This window comes from Mesorhizobium sp. 1B3, assembly GCF_050958605.1.
Classification (GTDB): Bacteria; Pseudomonadota; Alphaproteobacteria; order Rhizobiales; family Rhizobiaceae.
Map to the genome: position 1 here is coordinate 17776 of NZ_JBJHDO010000007.1, position 18271 is coordinate 36046.

Annotated in this window: 23 protein-coding genes; 16 read left to right on the forward strand and 7 right to left on the reverse strand. The window is 58.9% G+C overall.

Annotated elements, in window-relative coordinates; translation table 11 throughout:
- Positions 1 to 35 precede the first annotated feature (35 nt).
- The gene (locus tag ACCO56_RS19140; RefSeq protein WP_433642434.1) at positions 36 to 176 is read right to left on the reverse strand and encodes a hypothetical protein; all 141 of its coding nucleotides are present in this window, start codon (positions 174 to 176) and stop codon (positions 36 to 38) included.
- Between the two features lie 378 nt (positions 177 to 554).
- Here ACCO56_RS19140 and ACCO56_RS19145 point away from each other — a divergent pair, with 378 nt between their 5' ends.
- A complete protein-coding gene (locus tag ACCO56_RS19145) occupies positions 555 to 911 on the forward strand; it encodes a hypothetical protein (RefSeq protein ID WP_433642435.1) in 357 nt (118 codons plus the stop codon).
- A 34-nt stretch (positions 912 to 945) separates the two neighbouring features.
- Here the strand turns inward: ACCO56_RS19145 and ACCO56_RS19150 are convergent, their stop codons facing one another.
- The 5 genes from ACCO56_RS19150 to ACCO56_RS19170 all read right to left on the reverse strand — a co-directional run bounded on the left by ACCO56_RS19150 (position 946) and on the right by ACCO56_RS19170 (position 5867).
- Positions 946 to 1389, reverse strand: coding sequence for a CAP domain-containing protein (locus tag ACCO56_RS19150; RefSeq protein WP_433642436.1), 444 nt, complete (start codon positions 1387 to 1389; stop codon positions 946 to 948).
- Positions 1390 to 1773: 384 nt separating this feature from the next.
- Entirely contained in the window at positions 1774 to 3042 is a 1269-nt protein-coding gene (locus ACCO56_RS19155; RefSeq protein WP_433642437.1) for a TRAP transporter large permease, read from the reverse strand.
- Positions 3043 to 3047: 5 nt separating this feature from the next.
- Positions 3048 to 3506 carry a TRAP transporter small permease gene (locus ACCO56_RS19160; RefSeq protein WP_433642438.1) on the reverse strand — a complete coding sequence of 153 codons (459 nt, stop codon included), beginning with the start codon at positions 3504 to 3506 and terminating at the stop codon, positions 3048 to 3050.
- A 183-nt stretch (positions 3507 to 3689) separates the two neighbouring features.
- The gene (locus ACCO56_RS19165; protein ID WP_433642439.1) at positions 3690 to 4676 is read right to left on the reverse strand and encodes a TRAP transporter substrate-binding protein; all 987 of its coding nucleotides are present in this window, start codon (positions 4674 to 4676) and stop codon (positions 3690 to 3692) included.
- 57 nt (positions 4677 to 4733) lie between these two features.
- Positions 4734 to 5867 (reverse strand): M24 family metallopeptidase, encoded by a 1134-nt coding sequence (locus tag ACCO56_RS19170; protein ID WP_433642440.1) that lies wholly within the window; start codon positions 5865 to 5867, stop codon positions 4734 to 4736.
- Between the two features lie 210 nt (positions 5868 to 6077).
- Here ACCO56_RS19170 and ACCO56_RS19175 point away from each other — a divergent pair, with 210 nt between their 5' ends.
- The 11 genes from ACCO56_RS19175 to ACCO56_RS19225 all read left to right on the forward strand — a co-directional run bounded on the left by ACCO56_RS19175 (position 6078) and on the right by ACCO56_RS19225 (position 14212).
- Positions 6078 to 6614: a winged helix DNA-binding protein gene (locus tag ACCO56_RS19175; protein ID WP_433642441.1), complete on the forward strand. Its 537-nt coding sequence runs from the start codon at positions 6078 to 6080 to the stop codon at positions 6612 to 6614.
- A 68-nt stretch (positions 6615 to 6682) separates the two neighbouring features.
- Positions 6683 to 6844 (forward strand): hypothetical protein, encoded by a 162-nt coding sequence (locus ACCO56_RS19180; RefSeq protein WP_433642442.1) that lies wholly within the window; start codon positions 6683 to 6685, stop codon positions 6842 to 6844.
- Positions 6845 to 7492: 648 nt separating this feature from the next.
- Positions 7493 to 8839 carry a tyrosine-type recombinase/integrase gene (locus ACCO56_RS19185; protein WP_433642443.1) on the forward strand — a complete coding sequence of 449 codons (1347 nt, stop codon included), beginning with the start codon at positions 7493 to 7495 and terminating at the stop codon, positions 8837 to 8839.
- A 1074-nt stretch (positions 8840 to 9913) separates the two neighbouring features.
- Positions 9914 to 10099, forward strand: coding sequence for a helix-turn-helix domain-containing protein (locus ACCO56_RS19190; protein WP_433642444.1), 186 nt, complete (start codon positions 9914 to 9916; stop codon positions 10097 to 10099).
- Positions 10100 to 10103: 4 nt separating this feature from the next.
- Entirely contained in the window at positions 10104 to 10322 is a 219-nt protein-coding gene (locus ACCO56_RS19195; RefSeq protein WP_433642445.1) for a hypothetical protein, read from the forward strand.
- A complete protein-coding gene (locus ACCO56_RS19200; protein ID WP_433642446.1) occupies positions 10315 to 10584 on the forward strand; it encodes a hypothetical protein in 270 nt (89 codons plus the stop codon). The genes ACCO56_RS19195 and ACCO56_RS19200 overlap by 8 nt, the downstream gene beginning before the upstream one ends.
- Positions 10585 to 10744: 160 nt before the next feature.
- Complete coding sequence (locus ACCO56_RS19205) at positions 10745 to 10870, forward strand: hypothetical protein (protein WP_433642447.1); 126 nt, start codon at positions 10745 to 10747, stop codon at positions 10868 to 10870.
- A 575-nt stretch (positions 10871 to 11445) separates the two neighbouring features.
- Positions 11446 to 11733: a hypothetical protein gene (locus tag ACCO56_RS19210; RefSeq protein ID WP_433642448.1), complete on the forward strand. Its 288-nt coding sequence runs from the start codon at positions 11446 to 11448 to the stop codon at positions 11731 to 11733.
- A 571-nt stretch (positions 11734 to 12304) separates the two neighbouring features.
- Positions 12305 to 13288: a hypothetical protein gene (locus ACCO56_RS19215; protein ID WP_433642449.1), complete on the forward strand. Its 984-nt coding sequence runs from the start codon at positions 12305 to 12307 to the stop codon at positions 13286 to 13288.
- 11 nt (positions 13289 to 13299) lie between these two features.
- On the forward strand, positions 13300 to 13644 hold the full coding sequence (locus tag ACCO56_RS19220; RefSeq protein ID WP_433642450.1) for an STAS-like domain-containing protein: 345 nt from the start codon (positions 13300 to 13302) through the stop codon (positions 13642 to 13644).
- 1 nt (position 13645) lies between these two features.
- Positions 13646 to 14212, forward strand: a complete 567-nt coding sequence (locus ACCO56_RS19225; protein ID WP_433642451.1) for a hypothetical protein — start codon at positions 13646 to 13648, stop codon at positions 14210 to 14212.
- A 347-nt stretch (positions 14213 to 14559) separates the two neighbouring features.
- Here ACCO56_RS19225 and ACCO56_RS19230 read toward each other — a convergent pair whose 3' ends face one another.
- Complete coding sequence (locus ACCO56_RS19230; protein WP_433642452.1) at positions 14560 to 15189, reverse strand: hypothetical protein; 630 nt, start codon at positions 15187 to 15189, stop codon at positions 14560 to 14562.
- A 233-nt stretch (positions 15190 to 15422) separates the two neighbouring features.
- On the opposite strand from ACCO56_RS19230, the gene ACCO56_RS19235 reads away from it, so the two are divergent.
- The 4 genes from ACCO56_RS19235 to ACCO56_RS19250 all read left to right on the forward strand — a co-directional run bounded on the left by ACCO56_RS19235 (position 15423) and on the right by ACCO56_RS19250 (position 18181).
- The gene (locus ACCO56_RS19235) at positions 15423 to 15578 is read left to right on the forward strand and encodes a hypothetical protein (protein ID WP_433642453.1); all 156 of its coding nucleotides are present in this window, start codon (positions 15423 to 15425) and stop codon (positions 15576 to 15578) included.
- Positions 15579 to 15580: 2 nt separating this feature from the next.
- The gene (locus ACCO56_RS19240; protein WP_433642454.1) at positions 15581 to 15787 is read left to right on the forward strand and encodes a hypothetical protein; all 207 of its coding nucleotides are present in this window, start codon (positions 15581 to 15583) and stop codon (positions 15785 to 15787) included.
- A 1-nt stretch (position 15788) separates the two neighbouring features.
- Complete coding sequence (locus ACCO56_RS19245; protein ID WP_433642455.1) at positions 15789 to 16868, forward strand: hypothetical protein; 1080 nt, start codon at positions 15789 to 15791, stop codon at positions 16866 to 16868.
- Between the two features lie 197 nt (positions 16869 to 17065).
- Complete coding sequence (locus ACCO56_RS19250; RefSeq protein ID WP_433642456.1) at positions 17066 to 18181, forward strand: hypothetical protein; 1116 nt, start codon at positions 17066 to 17068, stop codon at positions 18179 to 18181.
- Positions 18182 to 18271 lie beyond the last annotated feature (90 nt).

Sequence of the window (18271 nt, forward strand, 5' to 3'; positions counted from 1 at the left end):
GGTGCGGCATCGCAACAGTTCGCAACCGGCTCTGATCACACCTCCTGATCCCGCACGCACTCCATGACTTCCGCGTCGACGCTGATCGCCACGGCACGTTGGCATTGATCCCACGTCAGATCCTTGTCGATCGTGTAGACGTGGGCGCCGATGAAAATGACGAGAGCATAGAACAATCAGTCGTCCTCCTGGAACAAATCCAAGCGTGGCGCAGGATGCACTCCCGCGCGCGCTTTCATGGCTTGTGGCTAACTGCTGTCTGTTCGACGCTATTCACGCTGGCCGTCAGTCGGCCGAGCTTGCGTCGAGGGGCGGTAGTTGGACTAATTTCCCCAACGTAACGTGTCGAGAAGCGACAGATGTTTTGCAATTAACGCCAAGATCTGTACTTCTCAACTTAAATTAGTCCAAGAATTTTGGGACTGCCATTGCCAATTCTTGTCTACTGACCGCCCTATGTCAGCAGAGAATGTCGCCACGACTTAGGGCATCTCACCGTACCAGTCCCGCAATGCTATGGTGCATTTCGCGCAATCGACCAAAGGACACACAATATGCCCGGAATCACCCGCCGCGCATTACTCGCCGTTACCGGCGCCGCGGCCGCCGTCAAACCGGCATCCGCTGGAGGGGAGACGGTTTCGCCGGAGTTGCAGGCGTTGATCGCAGCGCATGAAAGGGCCTATGCGGTATTCCATCGGGTGTTTCCGCGACCCGGCAGCCCAGCGCACGAGCGTGAGCAGGTGGACCGGATCGAACAGCAGGCGCTGCTGGCCGTCTGCGCCTATTCCGCTGACAGCCGAGGTGACCGCCGGGCAAAGGCGGAGTATCTATTGGCCGTAGAGGCCCGCGGCGAGCTCGACCGTGAAGAGCACATGCAGGCAATCCTCCGTTCGATGATGCGGGGCTGATCATTGCGCCCGCCAGAATCGGCCCGTCAGACGTTTATCGACATGCGAAGAAAGTCGCGTAGTCGCCAATGACGGAAACTCCTGCATAACGCATGTCAGGTCGAAGCAGGTTCCTGTTGTGGCGGGTGGATCCCCTCCATCCAGAAAAGAGCTGCTGAGCGTTCTGATGATCAAACCCGACGTTTTCGACGCATATCCCGCTGAAGCCCGCAGCCTTGGCTTGGGCCAACCTTCGGTCGTAACCCTGATGGCCAAGGTCGCGCCGAGCGGCCTGGTACTGGCTATGTTGCCTCGCCAAAGCCTTCAAAGCGGCCTGTGATGCCAGAGGGGGAAGCCCTCGGCTCGCCCGGTAGGAATTGATGAGGCTTAGCGTCTCGGGCCCGAAATCAACTTTCGGGGGCGCAGGCCGTGCCGACGCCGCACAACCCGAAACCAGAAGCGCAATAGCGATCGTCTGCAGAACTTTCATTCTCGGCATCCAAGATTGAAGCGGCCAGCGAGCCCAGGGACGAAGATCCGAGCGGCCAGTTTAAGACAAGGCCGGGCGGACCTGTAAGCGGTTTCGAAGAGACGGGGTACCGGCCGGAATGATGCGGCGATGAATTGCACCTACACAATTGAGGTGGCGATTATGACCGATATTTGTTTCGCCTTCAAAGTGGATTCCGACGTTGCTATCGCGCTGGACAGTCTCGTGGCGAGTTCCGGCAGCCGAATAAGCCCCCGTCTCGTTGGGGGCACAACTGGACGGGGGCCGTCGAAATTCTCTTCGTGCTTGGGGAATTAGGCCGGGGTCGCTTCTGCGGCCAAGCGCAAGGACGCGAGCTTTGTTCCCGTCGGGTCTGCCCAGGTCGCTTCGGAACTAGATGAAAGTGCTCGGCAGATACATCGTGATCCACGGGACGAAGATGACCAGCAGCGATATCAACAGGATGCAAAGGATTGCGCCCCAGATATCGATCCGCAGGATGCTGATGCCGGCGATGTCGGAGGCGATGAAGGATTGCAGGCCTACCGGCGGCGTCAGCGTTCCCATCATCAGGGCGATGATCATAAGGATCCCGAACTGGATATCCGGCACGCCGTAGGCCGTTGCCAGCGGTGCAAATAGCGGGATGAAGATAAGCAGTGCGGAGGTCGATTCTAGGAAAAGCCCCACCACGGTGATGAACGCCAGCGCGATCAGCATGAAGACAATCGGGTTCGTTGTGACGTCCTTCATGAAGTCGCCGACCACGAAGCCGAAGCCGGAGATCGACAGCGCGAATCCGAAGATCGCACTGGAAGCAATGATGAACATCGGAACGGCTGTCGCGACGGCCGCCTCCTGCAGGATCTCGCCGAGATTCCAGATGGAAAACTCGCGATATACGAGAATTCCGAGTGCAATGGCATAGACCGCTGCTACAACGCCTGCCTCCGTGGGGGTCGTGATGCCGAAGCGGATACCGCCCAGGATCAGGATCGGAGCAAGCAGCGCCGGCAGGGCCTTAAGGAAGACCGGCCAGGTCTGGCTCCAGTTCAAACGCTCGCCGTGCGGATAGTCGCGCCGCTTGGCCTGGACGAAAACCAGGCCGATCAATGCCGTGAACAACATGAAGCCGGGTACGATCCCCGCAAAGAACAGGCCGCCAATCGACGTGTTGGTGATCGCGCCATAGATGATCATGACGATCGAGGGGGGGATGATCGAGGTGATGATGGACGCGGCAGCAGTGATGCCAGCCGAGAACGGGGCATCATAGCCTTCCTTCATCATGCGTGGGATGAGCATGCGTCCCTGAGAGGCCACATCGGCAGTCGCCGATCCCGACATGCCCGAGAAGAAGAGGCTCCCCAGGACATTGACGTGCCCCGTCCCGCCGCGCCGGTGGCCGATGAGGCAGTAGGCGAAATCAAGGATGTGTCGGGTGACACCGCTGCGGTTCATGATGACGGCGGCGGCGATGAAGAATGGCACCGCCATCAGCGTATAGGAGTTGATGCCGCCCAGCATCCGCTCGGCCAGGATGTTGACAGGGATTCCGGAGGCCAAAAGCGAAACGGCGCCCGACAGCAGGAGCGCGATGGCAACGGGCACGCCGACGAGCAGCAGGCCAATCAGCAATGCAAACAAGACGAGAGCTTCCACTGACGTCAGTCCTTCTTCTCAACCGGGCGGTTCTCATACGTCCATTGCCACAGGGCGACGAGCATGAGCGCAACTGCGACAGGAACCGCGCCGTAGAACAGGACCGCGGGGAAATCGGGAAGTGTATATGAGGGGGTCGCGCGATTGCGCCATGCCACGAGCAAGCCGGACCAAAGCAGGAGCGCCAGCGCTCCTGCGGTGATCAGCGCGCGCAGCAACTGCAATACCGGCCTTTCTCGGCCTTCGAATATGTCGACCTTGATATGGGCGCCGACCCGGAACGCGGTAGCGGAGCCGAGAAACACGATCCACACGAAGAGATATCGGGAAATCTCTTCGATCCATGTGACCGGGTGATTGAAAACATATCGCAGAAGAACCTGCGAGAATGTGAGCGATAGGATCGCCAACATGAAAACCGCATTGGCGCGGCCGAGCACATACCAAAAACCGGCGCTTCTCATATCCGTCGTCTCCTCCAAATGGCCGTCCAGCCCGTGTCATCACGGGAAACTGCCCTCCCTGGGAAGGCGCAGTTGCGCCCTCTTCCTGCCAGACCACCATCTGTGATCAGCCGCCCTTCCGCTCATGGGCGCAAAAGGGCGGCGAGGAAGATGAAGGCAGAATCCCTGATCGACGGGAGACCGTTAGTTTTCTTCGGTCATCAGCTTGATGAAGTCGGGGATGTCCGGATGCCGGGCGGCGATCTCATCGTTGAGCGGCTTCATCGCATCGCGCCATTCCTGCGCGTCAGCAGGGCCGACGATCTTCAACCCGAGCCCAGACAGGCGGTCATAGGCGCCGGCCTCTTCGACCTTGGCGACTTCGAGGTCGGACCAGTCACCGGCCTCCACGGCGGCCTCGCGAACGAGGGCCTGGTCTTCCGCCGACAGAGCCTCGAACTTCGGCGTGTTGATGGCCACGACCATGGAGCCGAACATGTGGTTCGTCTTGAGGAGCGACTTCGCCACCTCGTTAAACTTCATGTCGATGGCCGTCGCCGGAGGGCTGTCCAATCCTTCGGCGATACCGGTCTGCATGGCGCTGTAGACCTCTCCCCAGGTGACCGGGGTCGGGCTGGTGCCCATCAGCTCGAACATGCGAATCCAGACCGTGTTTTCGGGCGAGCGCATGCGCTTGCCCTTGATCTCGGCCAGAGTCGTCGGCGCCTCGCCGACGAAAAGCAGGTCGCGGAAACCGAGATGAGCGTAGCCCAGGATCGTCGAGTTGCTGTTGGCGCGCACGCCCTCGGCAAGCTTCTGGCCGAACTCGCCCTTGTAGAGCTCGCGCGCATGGTCCCAGCCGCGGAAGCTGAACGGCAGAGATGTTACGGCTATGGCCGGGTAGACCGTTTCCAGAATGGCCGGCGACGTGATCGAGACGTCGACAGCCCCCTGATTGACCAGATCGTAGGCTTCGCGCTCCTGACCGAGCTGGGCGCCCGGAAAAACGCGAACCTTGACCCGGCCGTCTGTCTTCTCGTCGACAAGCTCGGCGAACTTGTTGGCAAGCTTGTCAACCGTGCCACCGACGGCGTGGTGATGTGCCAGACGGATCGTCTGTGCGTGAGCCGAACTGAAGGCGATCGTAACCGAGGCAGCAAGTGCCAGCATCACCATGGAAACACGAGACATTCAGTACCTCCTCATTACAGAATCTGACGAGTGTTCTTACTCGGGGATGCTGGGTGCCTACCGGATCTTCTGGCCGATGACCGGCAGTTCCTTCGGAGCAAGGCCGAGAGTCAGAAGCCGGAACCCGTTCTCGGTGACGACGACCAAATCCTCGGTGTGATAGAGCCCGCCCTGACCGTCCTTCGCGACCGGTTCGATATTGATGACCATGCCGGGACGCAACGGCGTCTTCACGCCGGGGCGCAGCATTGGATCCTCATGCAGTTCCACGCCGAAGCTGTGTCCGATGTGAGGCATGTGGAAGGCTACGCCGTGCTTCTTGAACTCGTCCCGGCACAGATAGAAGAGATCCTCGGCCAGCACGCCCGGCGCAACGGCGTCGATGACGGCCGTCTCGATCGCGATCAACGCTGAATAGATCTGGAGCTGAAGGTCGGTCGGCTCGCCTGCCGAGTAGGTGCGGGCGAAGTCGCTGGCAAAGGCGCCATAGGTTCCGCCGACATCGAAGCGGATGATGTCGCCCGGCTGGGGAATCACGTCGTCGCGCGCGATGGCGTGTGGCTGCAGGGAACGCTCGCCGCTGCCGAAGCACATGAACAACGTACCATCTGCACCGTAGTCGATGATGTTGTTGGCGATGCGCTTGGCCATGGCGAATTCGCTGTCTCCGAGCTTGCTCGCCGCCATCGCATCGAGCGTCGCCTGGTGGGTCGCCTTGGTCGCCTTCTCCAGAATGGCGATTTCATCGGCACCCTTGACCGACCTGACCGCCGCAATCACGTCAGTGGTGTCCACCCACGTCACTCCGGGCAGGCGCTCCTTCAGGCGCTCAGAGCTGGTCACGGGCAGGTAGGCGAGATCGATACCAACCCGGCCGCTCGAAATGCCTGCCTCCTTCAGATGATCCGCCAGCACATCGACGGGGACGTCGACGAATTCCGTATAGGTGCGGATGTCGTCGATCCAGCTTTCGTCACGGGTCAGCGACTCCTCAATGCTGCAAACGATCACGAATGGGTCCGACTTTGCCGGCAGGACGGCGAAAGCTTGGCGCGGACGGATCATCTTAACCGTCAGGACGAAGGCGCCCGACGCGTAAGTGAAGTTCTCCGGGCTCATCGCCACGATAGCTTCCAGCCCCTCTTGCGAGGCCAGCTTTCGTAGCGCTTCCGAGTTCGGCTTGAAACGCATGACTTCTCCTCTCCAACTAAGGTATCTTCATTTTGTCGTCTAAGTGACGGCATATTGACTCCAACTTCTTTTTATATCAAGGATGATTTGCAAGCGATCGCTGCGAGCAGGCGGTGATCCCCCGGCTCGATTCGTCAACGGTCGCAAATTGTGTCGGCCTGGCGCGAATGCTAAACGATGGGATGTTTCATCGGATACGGCAGGGGAAACGTGTCGCCACGGCTGTCAGAAAGCGAGATTCAGAAACTCGTGCAAACAACATCACCCGGGCTTTCGCAGCTCGAACTTTCCCTGATCGTCGCCTTCAATGCGCTTCAGCAATGGGTAGGCCGGTGTGGCGCGGCTGCGGGCGGAAAAGAGTTTTCCCCTTTCGAATTGCTCGTTCTGCACATGATCTCGTACGGAGATGGAACGAAGCGGATCGCAGACGTGTGTTTCGCCGTGAAGGTCGAGGATACCCATCTCGTCGCCTACGCGATCAAGAAACTCACCAAGTCCAACCTCGTCACCAGCACGAGATCCGGCAAGGACACATTCTTCAAATGTACCGAGTCCGGCCAGGCGCTCCTGGCGCGCTATAAGGAGGTGCGGACGCGCTATCTTGTGCGCACGATTGCGCGCCTGGCCGGGAGTGATGTCGATCTGGACCAGACGGCTGAGACCCTGCGGCTTTTAACCGGTCTCTACGAGCAGGCCGCACGCCAGCTGGAAATCGGTGTCGACCAGCACGACCTGCCGTTGGTATAGGCAGCTTTCCTCCGGGGGAGAACCGTCACGGGTAGAGAAATCGGCCTAAAGCGCCGGATACTAATCGGATGCGTCTCCGGCCTCCTTCAAAGGGGGTCAAACTCGCCGCCGCCGAGATCACGGCCGCCTACCTGTCGGAACTCGAAAACGGCAAGAAGGGCCTTCGCTGGAGGTCCCCAGGAAAATCGAAGGCGCTCAACGTCACGGTCGATGACATCGCCGCCGCCTAAACCTCGGCAAACGTGAAATCCACGGCGTTGGACTCGCGACTGTCGGTCCTCATCGACACCACACCATGGCCGCACCGCTCATGCTGTTTGGATCCATGACCGACGTTAACTCGGCCGACGAGGCGTAGTGCGTGGGGGCAGCAGCGCCATCAAAGAGGATCACCGGATTCGACGTGAAATTTTGGTGCCGGTTACACGCAAGGACGACCGCGAGGGCATTGAGGCTCACCTGCTCACTGACCCGCGTGATCAACTCCCCTGAATGAATTCGCCCTCTGATTTATTTCCTTGATCGGGGAAGACCTCCGTGGTTCCGGGAGACGTCTCACCCAAGCACCACAGTCGCGAACATCGCCATATTGGACATGCTTTAGTTGTTGTTTTTATGCATGTCGTCCACCCAAAACCGCTGCACACTCTTGGACGACGTGCAGTAGAGACCCAAATCATTGAAAATGGGATGGTACGCCCAAGGGGAATCGAACCCCTGTTTGCGCCGTGAGAGGGCGCCTGACTTACAACCGACCCGTCCGCAGTTTTCCGCCAATGTTTTTTGTCTGTTCCGCTCCCGTTCACACGCTGTCCGCTATTGTCCGCAACCATACGTGGCTATATATTTGACGCATATTTGACGGGTTTGGGGGCTCAATGTCCAAGACACTGACCGAAGCGGCAGTTTCGACGCGGAACGCTAGATCGAAGCTGAGCAAGGGCGTGCATTGGCGCGGCCTGAATGCCGATGTCCATCTTGGGTACAGGAAAGGCAAGCGAGCGGGGCGTTGGCTCGTGCGCTGGTATGTCGGAAATCAGAAGTATCAACAGGAGACCATCGGCGCGGCCGATGATGCTTTAGAAGCAGACGGAAAAGATTGCCTGACGTTCGACCAGGCTAAAGCGCGCGCACTGGAAACCGTTAAGGATCGTAAGGCGGAAGCAAGGGCTAGCGAGGACGGGCCCGCCGCAACCGTCCGCTCTGTTGTTGAAGCCTACATTGGCGCCCGCGAAGCCCGTGAGGAAAGCCAGACTGGGGAAGCCCCGAAGAAGCGGGACGCGAAAAACCGGCTCACCAAGCACGTGCTATCGGCCGAAATTGCCGAAATAGCCCTTCACGCTTTGACGGAAACCGACCTTGAGAAATGGAAAAGCGGACTTTCCACGAACCTTGCGCAGGACACGGTTCAACGACTGATTAATGACTTCAAGGCAGCCCTGAACGCTGGCGCTCTGAAGCATCGCAAAAATCTCGCCGCTGAAATCCCGCTGGTGATCAAGAACGGCCTGAAAGCCGGGGAAGCAAGCGCCCCGACCGCTCGGGACAAGCAGGCCCTCCCCGATGCTGAGATCCGCCGAATTATCCAGGCTGCCCGAGAAGTAGACGAGGCCGAAGGGTGGGAAGGCGATTTACTGCGCCTTGTTGTGCTTCTAGCCGCCACAGGTGGCCGGTTCTCTCAGGCTCGCCGAAACTGTGTTGCCGATGTCCAAGCCGCGCAAGGCCGGCTCATGATGCCAGTAAGCCGCAAAGGCAGAGGAAAGAAAAAGGTCTCGCATATAGCTGTGCGCGTTGGTGAGGACGTGATTGCGGAACTCCGTCCCGCCATCGCAGGGCGCCGCGGTGCGGAACCATTATTGGAGCGTTGGAGACACAAGCAGGTGCCGGGAGCGAACGGGCGTCCCCAATGGGTTCGGGATCGTCGCGGGCCTTGGCTGAATGCCTCAGAGTTAACCCGCCCTTGGCAGCAGATCATCGAAAAGGCTGGCCTATCGGCCGATGTCGTTCCCTATGCGCTTCGCCATTCTTCCATCGTCAGGCAACTGCGGGCCGGGTTGCCCGTGCGCCTTGTGGCGGCATTGCACGATACCAGTTCCGAGATGATCGAGGCGCATTACGCCGCTGCCATCGTGGACGCTCTGGACAGCTTGGCGGCGGGCGCCGTTGTCCCGCTGGTAGATCCCGATGAGCGTAAGGTGATCCCCCTACGCGCCGGACAGGCCTAGATTCGAACCCGCAGGGGTAGGACGGCCATCCGACAAGCCGGTGAAGCACCTCCCGGTTTCCCTGCGGCCCCGAAAGGTGCGTTCGCAAAGGTGCTGCGATGGCGTTAGATCGTTTGGCAAAGCTTACAGAGGCCCATGAACGAGGCCGCATCAACGCTTTCTGGTCCCAACCTGATAGATGGCCCTTCGATGCTCTGGAGCACATTTTCTTAGCAAGAGCGATAAATCTGCTCGGTCGCGCGACATGTGATGATTGGCCAGACGAAGAGGCCAGGATTGCTTACCAGCCAAAGTTTCGGGATGTAGCCCTCAGCCTCCGCGAGCATTGCGCTTGGGAAAGGCTAAAGACAGCGGTTCAATTGCCGGAGGGGAGTTTTGAAACTTTGCCGGCCCATCGTTGGAACAGCGCGGACCAATTCGCGGAATGGATGAAGATATGCGCCGCCCCTAGTCCCGACGTGCATCCTCATCGTCACCCCCTGGCTGCGGTCCTCTACTATCCCCTTTTCGTAGAGCGCGAGGGCTTTGACTCTCTCCTGCGTGAACGCAAAAACAAGGCAGCGCTTGCCAAGAGTTCCAAACCTCCTCGACGGCAATACAGTCAGGACGAGGTTAAGGAATATATCGAGTTTCTTTGCGCCGAATGGAAAGAGGATCGTTGCCGACGATATGAGCGCGACGAGCTATATAACATAGTCTCGTCAGACGAGGGACGATTTCCGGGCATCACTACGACTGTCTATAGGCCTGCGTGGGATGCCGCAGACCGGCCACCCGCGTGGAGGACTCCCGGCCCCAGGAGCGAGTCGGAGCTAAACCTTCCCGATTTGGCACGACAATCCCGAATTCCGCAGCCGTAGAGTGAGAGAGCGGCTGCGGAAATAGCTCTCCGCAAGATTCTTGCGGCTGCGGGATTATTCTCGCAACCTAATTGCGCAAACATGCACCTGCGGGTTTCCTGCCGGGGTTCTGGCGGATTTCTATGTTAACGCTTTGTCTTGGCTGCGGATTTTCGAACTGCGATTCTTTCCGCATGCACTGACATCCAGTCGAGTGCAGGAAAGGATAAAGTCTATGACAACCCCAATTGCAGTCGGAATTCCCGAAGCCGCAGCTATGATCGGCATAGGACGAAGCAGCCTTTACGTTCTGTTTCGCGAAAAGAAGATCACACCTCGGAAGAGCGGGAAGCGCTCGCTGGTACTAGTCGAGGATCTGAGACGTTACGTCGAAAGCCTCCCCTCGGCGGAGAGGGGGTGAGTGCATGATTGCACATAACGAAACCGCCGCCCCGACTGGCATCGGGAACGGCGGAATAGGAAAAATTATCGCGACTTCTTCCTATCTCACCGTCGCCCCTGCGGCAATTGAAATCTGCGCTCCAGAATACGCCGCCCGCAAAGTCGCCTCCCGCTTCCGGCTGCGGATTGAGACGGCCCGCGTTGTCTGCCATCTGGCAGGATTGGCGGTGTGCCATGAGTGAGGATCGCACCGAAGATAAGCTGCTGTCCCGTCAGCAGCGGTGGGCAGTCAAGAACCCTAAAGCTGTCTGGGCGCAACAGGCCCTGCGATCCGCTCTGAAACGCGGCTTGCTTGAGCAGAAGCCTTGCGAGATCTGCGGAGAAACCCAGGTTGACGCCCATCACCCGGACTATGACCGGCCAATGGACGTGCAATGGCTTTGCCGTCTGCATCACCGCCAGCTCCACAATGAGGAGCGTAAGAAGCGGAGGGCGGCGGCATGAGCAAGCGCAAGCTCGACTGGCGCCGCGCACGACTTAGCGCGCGGCCTTCCATCTCCGTCCGCGATGAAGACGAGTTCCGCGGCCGGGACGCTGCTGCCCGCTGGCTCGCGTGGCGAAAGAAGCCATCTCGGAAAAAGCGTCGTCAAGGGGAAATCCCATCATGACGGCGCCCCATCACGACATCGCTCCGGCCTTTCGGCCGGAGCTCCCCGTGGACGGCGTCCCGTCCGCTATCAAAGGTCTTATCGCCGCTCTCCAGCGGGAATTGCTGGAGGGCGTGCTATGAGCAAGGATCGCGACAAAGCAGCAGATACTGCAAGGGCCGCCTTCAAGTTCTCCCTCATCGAGACGGTCAATGCCGATCCGCAGATGAAGCCGAATGACCTGAAGCTGATTTGCGCATTGGTGAGCGTTATGACGTGGCCTAAACGTGAGGCATGGCTAGTTATGGCGCGAGCGCGGGCTATGACCAAGCTTTCAGAGAGTGAGGTATCTCGCAGCCGAAGCAGGCTCCAGACGCGTGGATATGTCTCCGAGCCGAGGAAGCGGGGCCGCACGAATGTCTATACTGTCGAAAACCCGCACCTGGAAGCCATTCGCGACCATGTGGCTATACATACCGAATGGCATCGCGAACGTGGCGCCGATCGTGTCGCCAGGTACAGGCAGAAGCCCAAAATAACACCTCCCCAGAGTGTTACGGAAACTACCCAATCACACCGTCCTAGAGAGCGTTACATCACACCTCCGGAGAGTGTCTATTCCGTGCATACCGTAGAGGGAAGGGCATCGAGAGAAGCCCACACTTCTCAAGGTAGAGCACTTCACCCCCCTCCGTCCTGTGCAGGGCAGGAAGCACCCTTGCGCAAGCAAGATGGAGGTCCCGAAACGCAAATCGGGCACTCGACCAGAAGACCCGCGCCCAAAAATTCGTACCTCAGAGCCAAGGAAGGCAGGATTGGTGCTTCAGGCGCTGAAATCGGGGGACACGTGCCCTTTCCCGTCCCCGACAACGAGGAGGAGCTTAAGGCCACGCTGTCCACCTTCAAGGGTTTCAGCCCGTCTGTCGTTGGTTACTTCCGACTAAAGCTCATGGCAGGGCAATTAACGCAGGCCATGATCGAAGAGCAGCAGAGGCTTGCATCATGAAGATACGGGTGGGGAATCCAGCGCAGCTTGATCTGTTAGATTGGGCTGCAGAGAGGCCGTCTGTTAAAATCCTCTCGATTATCCCGGCGATAGCGCGTCAGATGTGGCGCGAGCGATATCAATCGCCCGCGGTCAGTGATGGCAAGCTGATTGCGATGTCGAACCGGCCGCGAGGATAACTGTGCCTCCCTTAGCCAAAAAGTCTCAAACAGCCCATTCCATATTGCGGTTCATCGCCGGCAAGATTAGATCCGATTTGGGGACAAGGTGGGGGCGACGTTTTTTTGCAGATTCAATTGCTGACAGCCGGGCCGGACGGCCCCGCGGCTTCGGAGGATCTTGCCTGCCGATTTCGCTGCCCGAGGCAAAGCTTTTGTGGAGTGGCTCGTTGAAGAAGGTCACGGCTTCTCACCAGGCCTGGCTTCAACTAAGGGCGGCGCGTCTCCATGCTCGTGAGATCCGTTGGAGGGAATGGCGACGAGAAAGGAACAGAAGCCGCAATTCGGGACGAGAGGTCGTACTGGAGCGAGACGGCTCCCGATATCGTGGCCGAGCGCTCCAAGCCATTCCCATGCCAGAGGTCTTCTGCCTCGATTCAAACGCGGAGGAGACGCTCACTTTTCTTGCGAAGATGCGTGAAAATCTTCTGTCTCGTGCGGTCCAACGCGTTGATCGAAAGGGGCGCAAGGGCGCTCGGGGGAAGCCGATATCACGATACTACGACCTGGCAACGATGCGATACATTAGCCCCACGGCGGGTCTGATCCTCGCGGCCCTGTATCACCGGGCCAAATCAATCACAGGCCAAAAGCTTCATACAATCAATGAGCATCTTTGGGCCCCCGAGGTTCGCCGGACCTTGAGATCTGTGGGCTTCCATGAATTTCTTGATATGCAGAAACCGGCCCTTGATGGCGGGCTGACGTCACCGGTCATAATTCAGAAGTTCACTTCCGGCAGCCAAGCCGACGGCAAGCCGGTTGGGAAGCTGCAGGAAGCACTTACGAAGCTCCTTCCTGACGAACTCGGCGAGAAACTTCTCGCGGCCGAACCCTACGGTGGGATGTTCGAGGCGATACTGAATTCGCACAGCTGGGCATACCCTGCGGACCATGACTGGGACTACCCGCCCCTACGGAATTGGTGGCTCACCGGTGCTGTGGATACTGCCACTGGTCGGGTTACCGTCGCCGTGTTCGATCAAGGCATTTCAATCCCGGTGAGTCTACCGCATTGGAAACACTGGGGCAAAGTCGAGGAGCGGGCAAAAAAGATCCTAGCCAGGTTGCGGCTCACCGAGCCGATTGAGCATTTCTCGAACGATGGCTATGCGATACGCCTAGCGATGACAATCGCGAAGTCGCAGACCAATCTCCCGCAGCATGGTAAGGGCCTCCACACAATGGTCGAGGTCGCGCAGCGGGCTAGACATGGTAGACTAAGAATTATTAGCAGGAACGGTGAGTACGTTTGGGAGACTGGAAAAAGGCCCCAGATGCTAGCGTATGGGAACCCGATTGGTGGCACCCTTGTTGAGTGGACGCTCGATCTGTAGAATGTGAAGCTATGGACAGGACGATTAGTATTGCCCGGGATTACACGACGTACCCAGGCCCCCGATATGCAGCGGATGGCCCCTTTAGCGGCGAGACGTTTCGCGACACCATTTTAGCGCGTGCGCTTCAAGAGGCTATCACGTCCGGCGGCGTAGTCACGGTGGTCTTAGACGACGTGGCTGGCTACGGATCTTCGTTCTTGGAAGAGGCGTTCGGCGGACTAATCCGCAAAGGTTTCGATCGCTCACAAATCAAGAGGCATTTGCGCGTGGTTGCCCAAACCAATAGGTTCCAACATCACGCTCGCACGGCCCAGAGATATATCGACGAGGCAGCGCCGATAACTGTTCAATAGCGTGTCGTTGCTCCTCTCTGGATTCATCGGGGCGCTCATTGGCGCAAGCATCACCCTCTTCTTCAACATTTGGAAGTTCCATCGCGACGAACGCACTGCGAGGTGTGACGAGATGTGCGACGCCATGGCCGCAGCGGCTGAAATCGCTTCCAAATATTGGGCAACGGACTTCGCCGATGATGCCGATCAGCGCGTGCAGGAAGCCCGGATCTACGGAAGTCAGGCGTTGATTGACGGGCTGTACGAGGACCTACGCATAGTGCTTCGCGAAAAGGACGCCGTGGTGGTCGACGATGCCCTTTCCGAACTATCTATGGCGATGTCTGGAGGCGCTTTCTCTGTGGGCGGGCGGTCACGAGATCCTGATAGGGTGTCAAAAGCACCTCGTGCAGCGAGCCTTGCCATGGTCGAGCTTAGGCGGGCCCACAGACGAACCTTCCCATTGGGCGGGCTGATGAACGCTTTTCACGAGAACAGGCGCCGCAAGTTGGATATGCCAAGCGGGATGGATTGGGGTGTGGGGGAATCGGAGCCGGCGAAAGCGCCATCGGCCTCCACCGCGCCCTGAACAGTCCGCATCATATCGAGTGGCCTCATGCGCCTCCCGTAGACGGCGCGTGAGCAGCGCCATCTCGAAATGCGCGCAAGATGTTTGCGACACTCGGCCTGGAAGCGCGAATAATATGCACGACGAGCCTCGCTGAGCGCAGTAGTGTCGGCGGTGACGATCGCTTCTCCAGGATATGGAGACAATGCACCAGACCGTCATGAGCTACAGTATGCGGCTCCGCGTGACATGTGACCACTATCGTGCAAATGCAGGGCGGGTGGCCTCGTAGCCGTACCGGCAGGCGCCAGCCACAGCATTAGTCGTTTCATTAGAAAGATCAGCAGCGAAAAAGAGCGCCCGGCTCGCTACTGGTTTTGTTGTGGCTTCGGGATATATGCCGGCCCGGCTGCTCGGATACGAAAACTCACCTTCTTTACGCACTTCTCGGGCGCCACGGCCGCGTGTTCCCCTCCCACGACCGAGTATTTGTATTGAATGTTCGCTACCAGATTGCTCGACAGGAGCTTTGCTGCGTCATCCGTTAGGCGAATGCCTATCTCAGCTTTTGCCAGCGGAGGAACATAAATCGGGAACCGATCAGCCGATTTTACCCACGGGCTCTCTATCTTTTGGCCGAATCCCCCGATCTCAGCGCGAGGGCGGTGCCAGACATAAAAGGAGAAGTTGCGCGCCGGTTCCAATAGCCACATATCCTCAATGTACGCGCCGTGGCCGGTCAGGTTTAAGAACTCGAACGCCACACAGGGACAATTTCCGTCCTGCCAGGTAGCTAGCACCCGCAGCGCCACCGGCCCTTCCCTCTTGATGTACTCCCAAGCAGCACCGGCAGCGGATTTCGTGCCTTCTCCAAGGAGGCCAGCACCTGTCGATATAGCAGCTCCCACGAGCAGGCCGGTAAGGCCAAGGTCCGCTAAGTTCTGAAAGTCTTGGTTGGACTTTCCCATGATCTCCTGGTTCGTCTGATCGTTGTCCATTATTATCCCTCTCAAACATGATCATGTGGGACTGCGGCGTGAGCCCCATACTTTCATCAAATATGTATATCTTGCTTTCACGCAAAAGTGAACTAAGCAAATCGGGAGAATTGACGCCAGCGGACACTACTGGACATTAGGGGACATCAGTAGAAACACTATAAGGCATTGTAGATAAACTGGTTTTTCCTGCTTCGCGGTGCTACATTTGGGCATCAAACGGAGCATTCGACATGCGCTATCGTGAAGCAATGGCAGGACGGGTAGTGGCCCGTCTTTCGGCAGAGGAACAACGGATTATCTCGTTGGCCGCCCTCAATCGCGACGTGACCGTTTCCGAATTCGTACGACAGGCTGCCATCAGGGCAGCGCGACGGGTGGCGGCCTGAACATGGCCGATATCGCCACCGTTCCCTCAACAAAGACACTCATGGGCCTCTGGCTTCGTCACAAGACCGAGTGCCGGCCGATTGGCGGGATCGTCTCCGATGCGCGCGCCGGCCGCCTAGCTGGCATCAGGCAGCTGGATAGCGGATTCGGCTTCGAAGTGATCGATCAGGCCGCGGCGCTGGCCTCTATGCGCAAAGAAGGAATTTGAAATGCCAGGCAGCATTTATGATTGGTCGAAAACCGCAGGCCAGAACGACACCGCCGATGCCGATATTGATTGGCGGGAGGGCATGTTCGCAGATGCCGTGAATGACAGCGGCCGTCAGATGATGGGCCGAAACGCTGAGTTCCGTGACGACATCACAGGGACACTGACGGCAACCGGCACGGCCAATGCCTTGCTCCTCACCGCTAATTCTTCGTTCACCTCGCTCGCCAACGGTAGGAAACTGACGTTCCGCGCCGCGGCGAACAACAGCGGCCCCGCATCCATCAACGTCAATGGGCTCGGTTCGAAGAAGATTCGCGCCATGGGAGCTTCAGGTGATGTTGATATTGCGGCCAATGACTTGCAAGCGAACGGCGTCTACACGCTGGTCTATTCATCCACGGCCGACACCGGAACAGGCGCTTGGATATTGTACGCGCCGCTCAACAAAACGATTGACGGCAATAAGGTTGACGCCTTCCCTGCCGGCACGCGGCTGCCTTTCCAGCAATCCACGGCGCCGGTCGGTTGGGTTAAGGTCACGGATCACGACAACGCAGCCCTTCGAATCGTCAACGGGACAGTGACGACGGGCGGCACGGTGGCATTTACCACGGCATTCGCGAGCCAGAGTGTAGGGGCAACGGCAATCACTGCCGCTCAAATGCCTTCACATACGCACGGCTTCGCGGGCACCACCAGCGCTGCTAGCAACGACCACACTCACGGCTTTGTAGGGACCGGCGGCACCGACGTTCAGGGCGTCCATGGCCACAATTTCCAGGCGAACACCGGTCAGGTTGTGGGCAACATCTCTGCCGTTACCAACGACATTGATGAAAACACAACTTATCAGGGCTCCACGAATCCGACCGGCGCGTTCCGGGCCTTCACCATACAGGGTAGTGGCGCTCACGCCCACAACGTCACTGTCTCAGGCACGACGGGCGGCATTAGCGCAAACCACACGCACACCTATTCCGGCACGACGACCGGGGCCGGCTCGGGCGCGACCCACACGCATACGCTGGATATCGCGGTCAAATATGTCGACTTCATTATTGCAGAAAAGGCGGCCTGATCATGCCGGGGCTATTGGATCTTCTCACAGGTGGGAGCGGGCTTGCTGGCCTCTTGAACGGTCAAGGCGGCGGCCAGCAACCAGGCCCATCGCCAACGGGCGGCATGAGCACCAGGACGCCGACAGCCCGTTCAATGCTGGACGCGTTAGGGGAGCCTCCCGCACAGGGAACAGGCGGCATGTCCACCCGCCTGCCTATGGGCGCGGCGGGCCAGGCCGCGCCGAGCCGCGGGGGCTCGAACTGGGGCGACGTGCTGGGAAACATCGGTATCGCCCTGATGATGGCGGATCCTCTTGGCCGCAACAATCAAATGGCCGCCATGATGATGCGCAACAACGAAAAGCGCCGGGACCGGAACGAGACGCAGGAATGGCTGCTCGGTCAGGGCGTAGACCAGGGCACGGCAAAGTATCTGAGCCGCGACACTGACGCGCTGCGCTCCTGGTACGAAGGCTATCGCAATAGCAAAACACCGGATTGGGAAATCGGCACCATCTACGACGATCAGGGCCGCGAACAGAGGATCATGTACGATTCCCGCAACCCGTCCCAATACAGCCCCTTGGGCGGGGCCAAGAGCAACGTCATGTCGCCGGCAGAAGAAGCGCAGAAGATCCGACTTGCTCAGGCCGGCAGGGCCGAAACCAACGTCAATGTCGGGGCCGAAAAGGGCTATGACAAGACGCTAGGCGAGGGCTACGGCAAGACGTTCCTGGGTATTCAAGACGCGGGCCGCACTGCCCGTAGTGCCCTCGGCACGCTCGATGTCATGGAAAACGCCATGAGCCAGCCTGGTTTTTATTCCGGCGCTGGCGGCGATCGAAGCTTGCAGTTGCGTCGGTGGGGCGCGGCCCTGGGCATTACGGACCCGGAGGGCATTCGAGACATTGAAAGCTTCAACGCGATGTCCAAGCAGGCCGCTCTCGACAGCATGGGCGGCTCTCTCGGGACAGGCTTCTCGAACGCCGACCGTGATTTCGTCATCGACCAGGTTCCGAACCTCGGCAACACGCCAGAAGGCAATGCGCAGCTCATCGACATTCAGCGGAAGATCAATCAGCGCAGGATCGAGATAGCGGGCAAGGCCCGAGAATATGCGCAGCGCAATGGCGGTCGCATTGATTTCGGCTTTGACGACGAGCTGGCGCAATGGGCCGATCGCAACCCGCTCTTTCCACCAAGGCCATCAGGCGGCGAAGGGCCTGAACGGGTTTACAATCCTCCTGCCGGCGCGCCTCGCCCCAGAGCGACCAACCCGAGCACGGGCGAAACGGTAGAGTTTGACGGCAGGCAGTGGGTTCCGGTTCGATGAGCAATATTCCTCCCCCGCCTCCGGGTTTTGAGATGATCGAGGGGAACGCCCCTCAGGGCTCGTCTATGCCGGCTCCCCCTCCCGGTTTTG

Bases quoted from the DNA above. Each gene is read 5' to 3' on its own strand.
- ACCO56_RS19145 (WP_433642435.1), top strand. From the start codon at position 555: ATGCCCGGAATCACCCGCCGCGCATTACTCGCCGTTACCGGCGCCGCG.
- ACCO56_RS19150 (WP_433642436.1), bottom strand. From the start codon at position 1,389: ATGCCGAGAATGAAAGTTCTGCAGACGATCGCTATTGCGCTTCTGGTT.
- ACCO56_RS19160 (WP_433642438.1), bottom strand. From the start codon at position 3,506: ATGAGAAGCGCCGGTTTTTGGTATGTGCTCGGCCGCGCCAATGCGGTT.
- ACCO56_RS19165 (WP_433642439.1), bottom strand. From the start codon at position 4,676: ATGTCTCGTGTTTCCATGGTGATGCTGGCACTTGCTGCCTCGGTTACG.
- ACCO56_RS19170 (WP_433642440.1), bottom strand. From the start codon at position 5,867: ATGCGTTTCAAGCCGAACTCGGAAGCGCTACGAAAGCTGGCCTCGCAA.
- ACCO56_RS19180 (WP_433642442.1), top strand. From the start codon at position 6,683: ATGCGTCTCCGGCCTCCTTCAAAGGGGGTCAAACTCGCCGCCGCCGAG.
- ACCO56_RS19185 (WP_433642443.1), top strand. From the start codon at position 7,493: ATGTCCAAGACACTGACCGAAGCGGCAGTTTCGACGCGGAACGCTAGA.
- ACCO56_RS19190 (WP_433642444.1), top strand. From the start codon at position 9,914: ATGACAACCCCAATTGCAGTCGGAATTCCCGAAGCCGCAGCTATGATC.
- ACCO56_RS19195 (WP_433642445.1), top strand. From the start codon at position 10,104: ATGATTGCACATAACGAAACCGCCGCCCCGACTGGCATCGGGAACGGC.
- ACCO56_RS19200 (WP_433642446.1), top strand. From the start codon at position 10,315: ATGAGTGAGGATCGCACCGAAGATAAGCTGCTGTCCCGTCAGCAGCGG.
- ACCO56_RS19205 (WP_433642447.1), top strand. From the start codon at position 10,745: ATGACGGCGCCCCATCACGACATCGCTCCGGCCTTTCGGCCGGAGCTC.
- ACCO56_RS19215 (WP_433642449.1), top strand. From the start codon at position 12,305: ATGCCAGAGGTCTTCTGCCTCGATTCAAACGCGGAGGAGACGCTCACT.
- ACCO56_RS19220 (WP_433642450.1), top strand. From the start codon at position 13,300: ATGGACAGGACGATTAGTATTGCCCGGGATTACACGACGTACCCAGGC.
- ACCO56_RS19230 (WP_433642452.1), bottom strand. From the start codon at position 15,189: ATGGACAACGATCAGACGAACCAGGAGATCATGGGAAAGTCCAACCAA.
- ACCO56_RS19235 (WP_433642453.1), top strand. From the start codon at position 15,423: ATGCGCTATCGTGAAGCAATGGCAGGACGGGTAGTGGCCCGTCTTTCG.
- ACCO56_RS19240 (WP_433642454.1), top strand. From the start codon at position 15,581: ATGGCCGATATCGCCACCGTTCCCTCAACAAAGACACTCATGGGCCTC.
- ACCO56_RS19245 (WP_433642455.1), top strand. From the start codon at position 15,789: ATGCCAGGCAGCATTTATGATTGGTCGAAAACCGCAGGCCAGAACGAC.
- ACCO56_RS19250 (WP_433642456.1), top strand. From the start codon at position 17,066: ATGGGCGCGGCGGGCCAGGCCGCGCCGAGCCGCGGGGGCTCGAACTGG.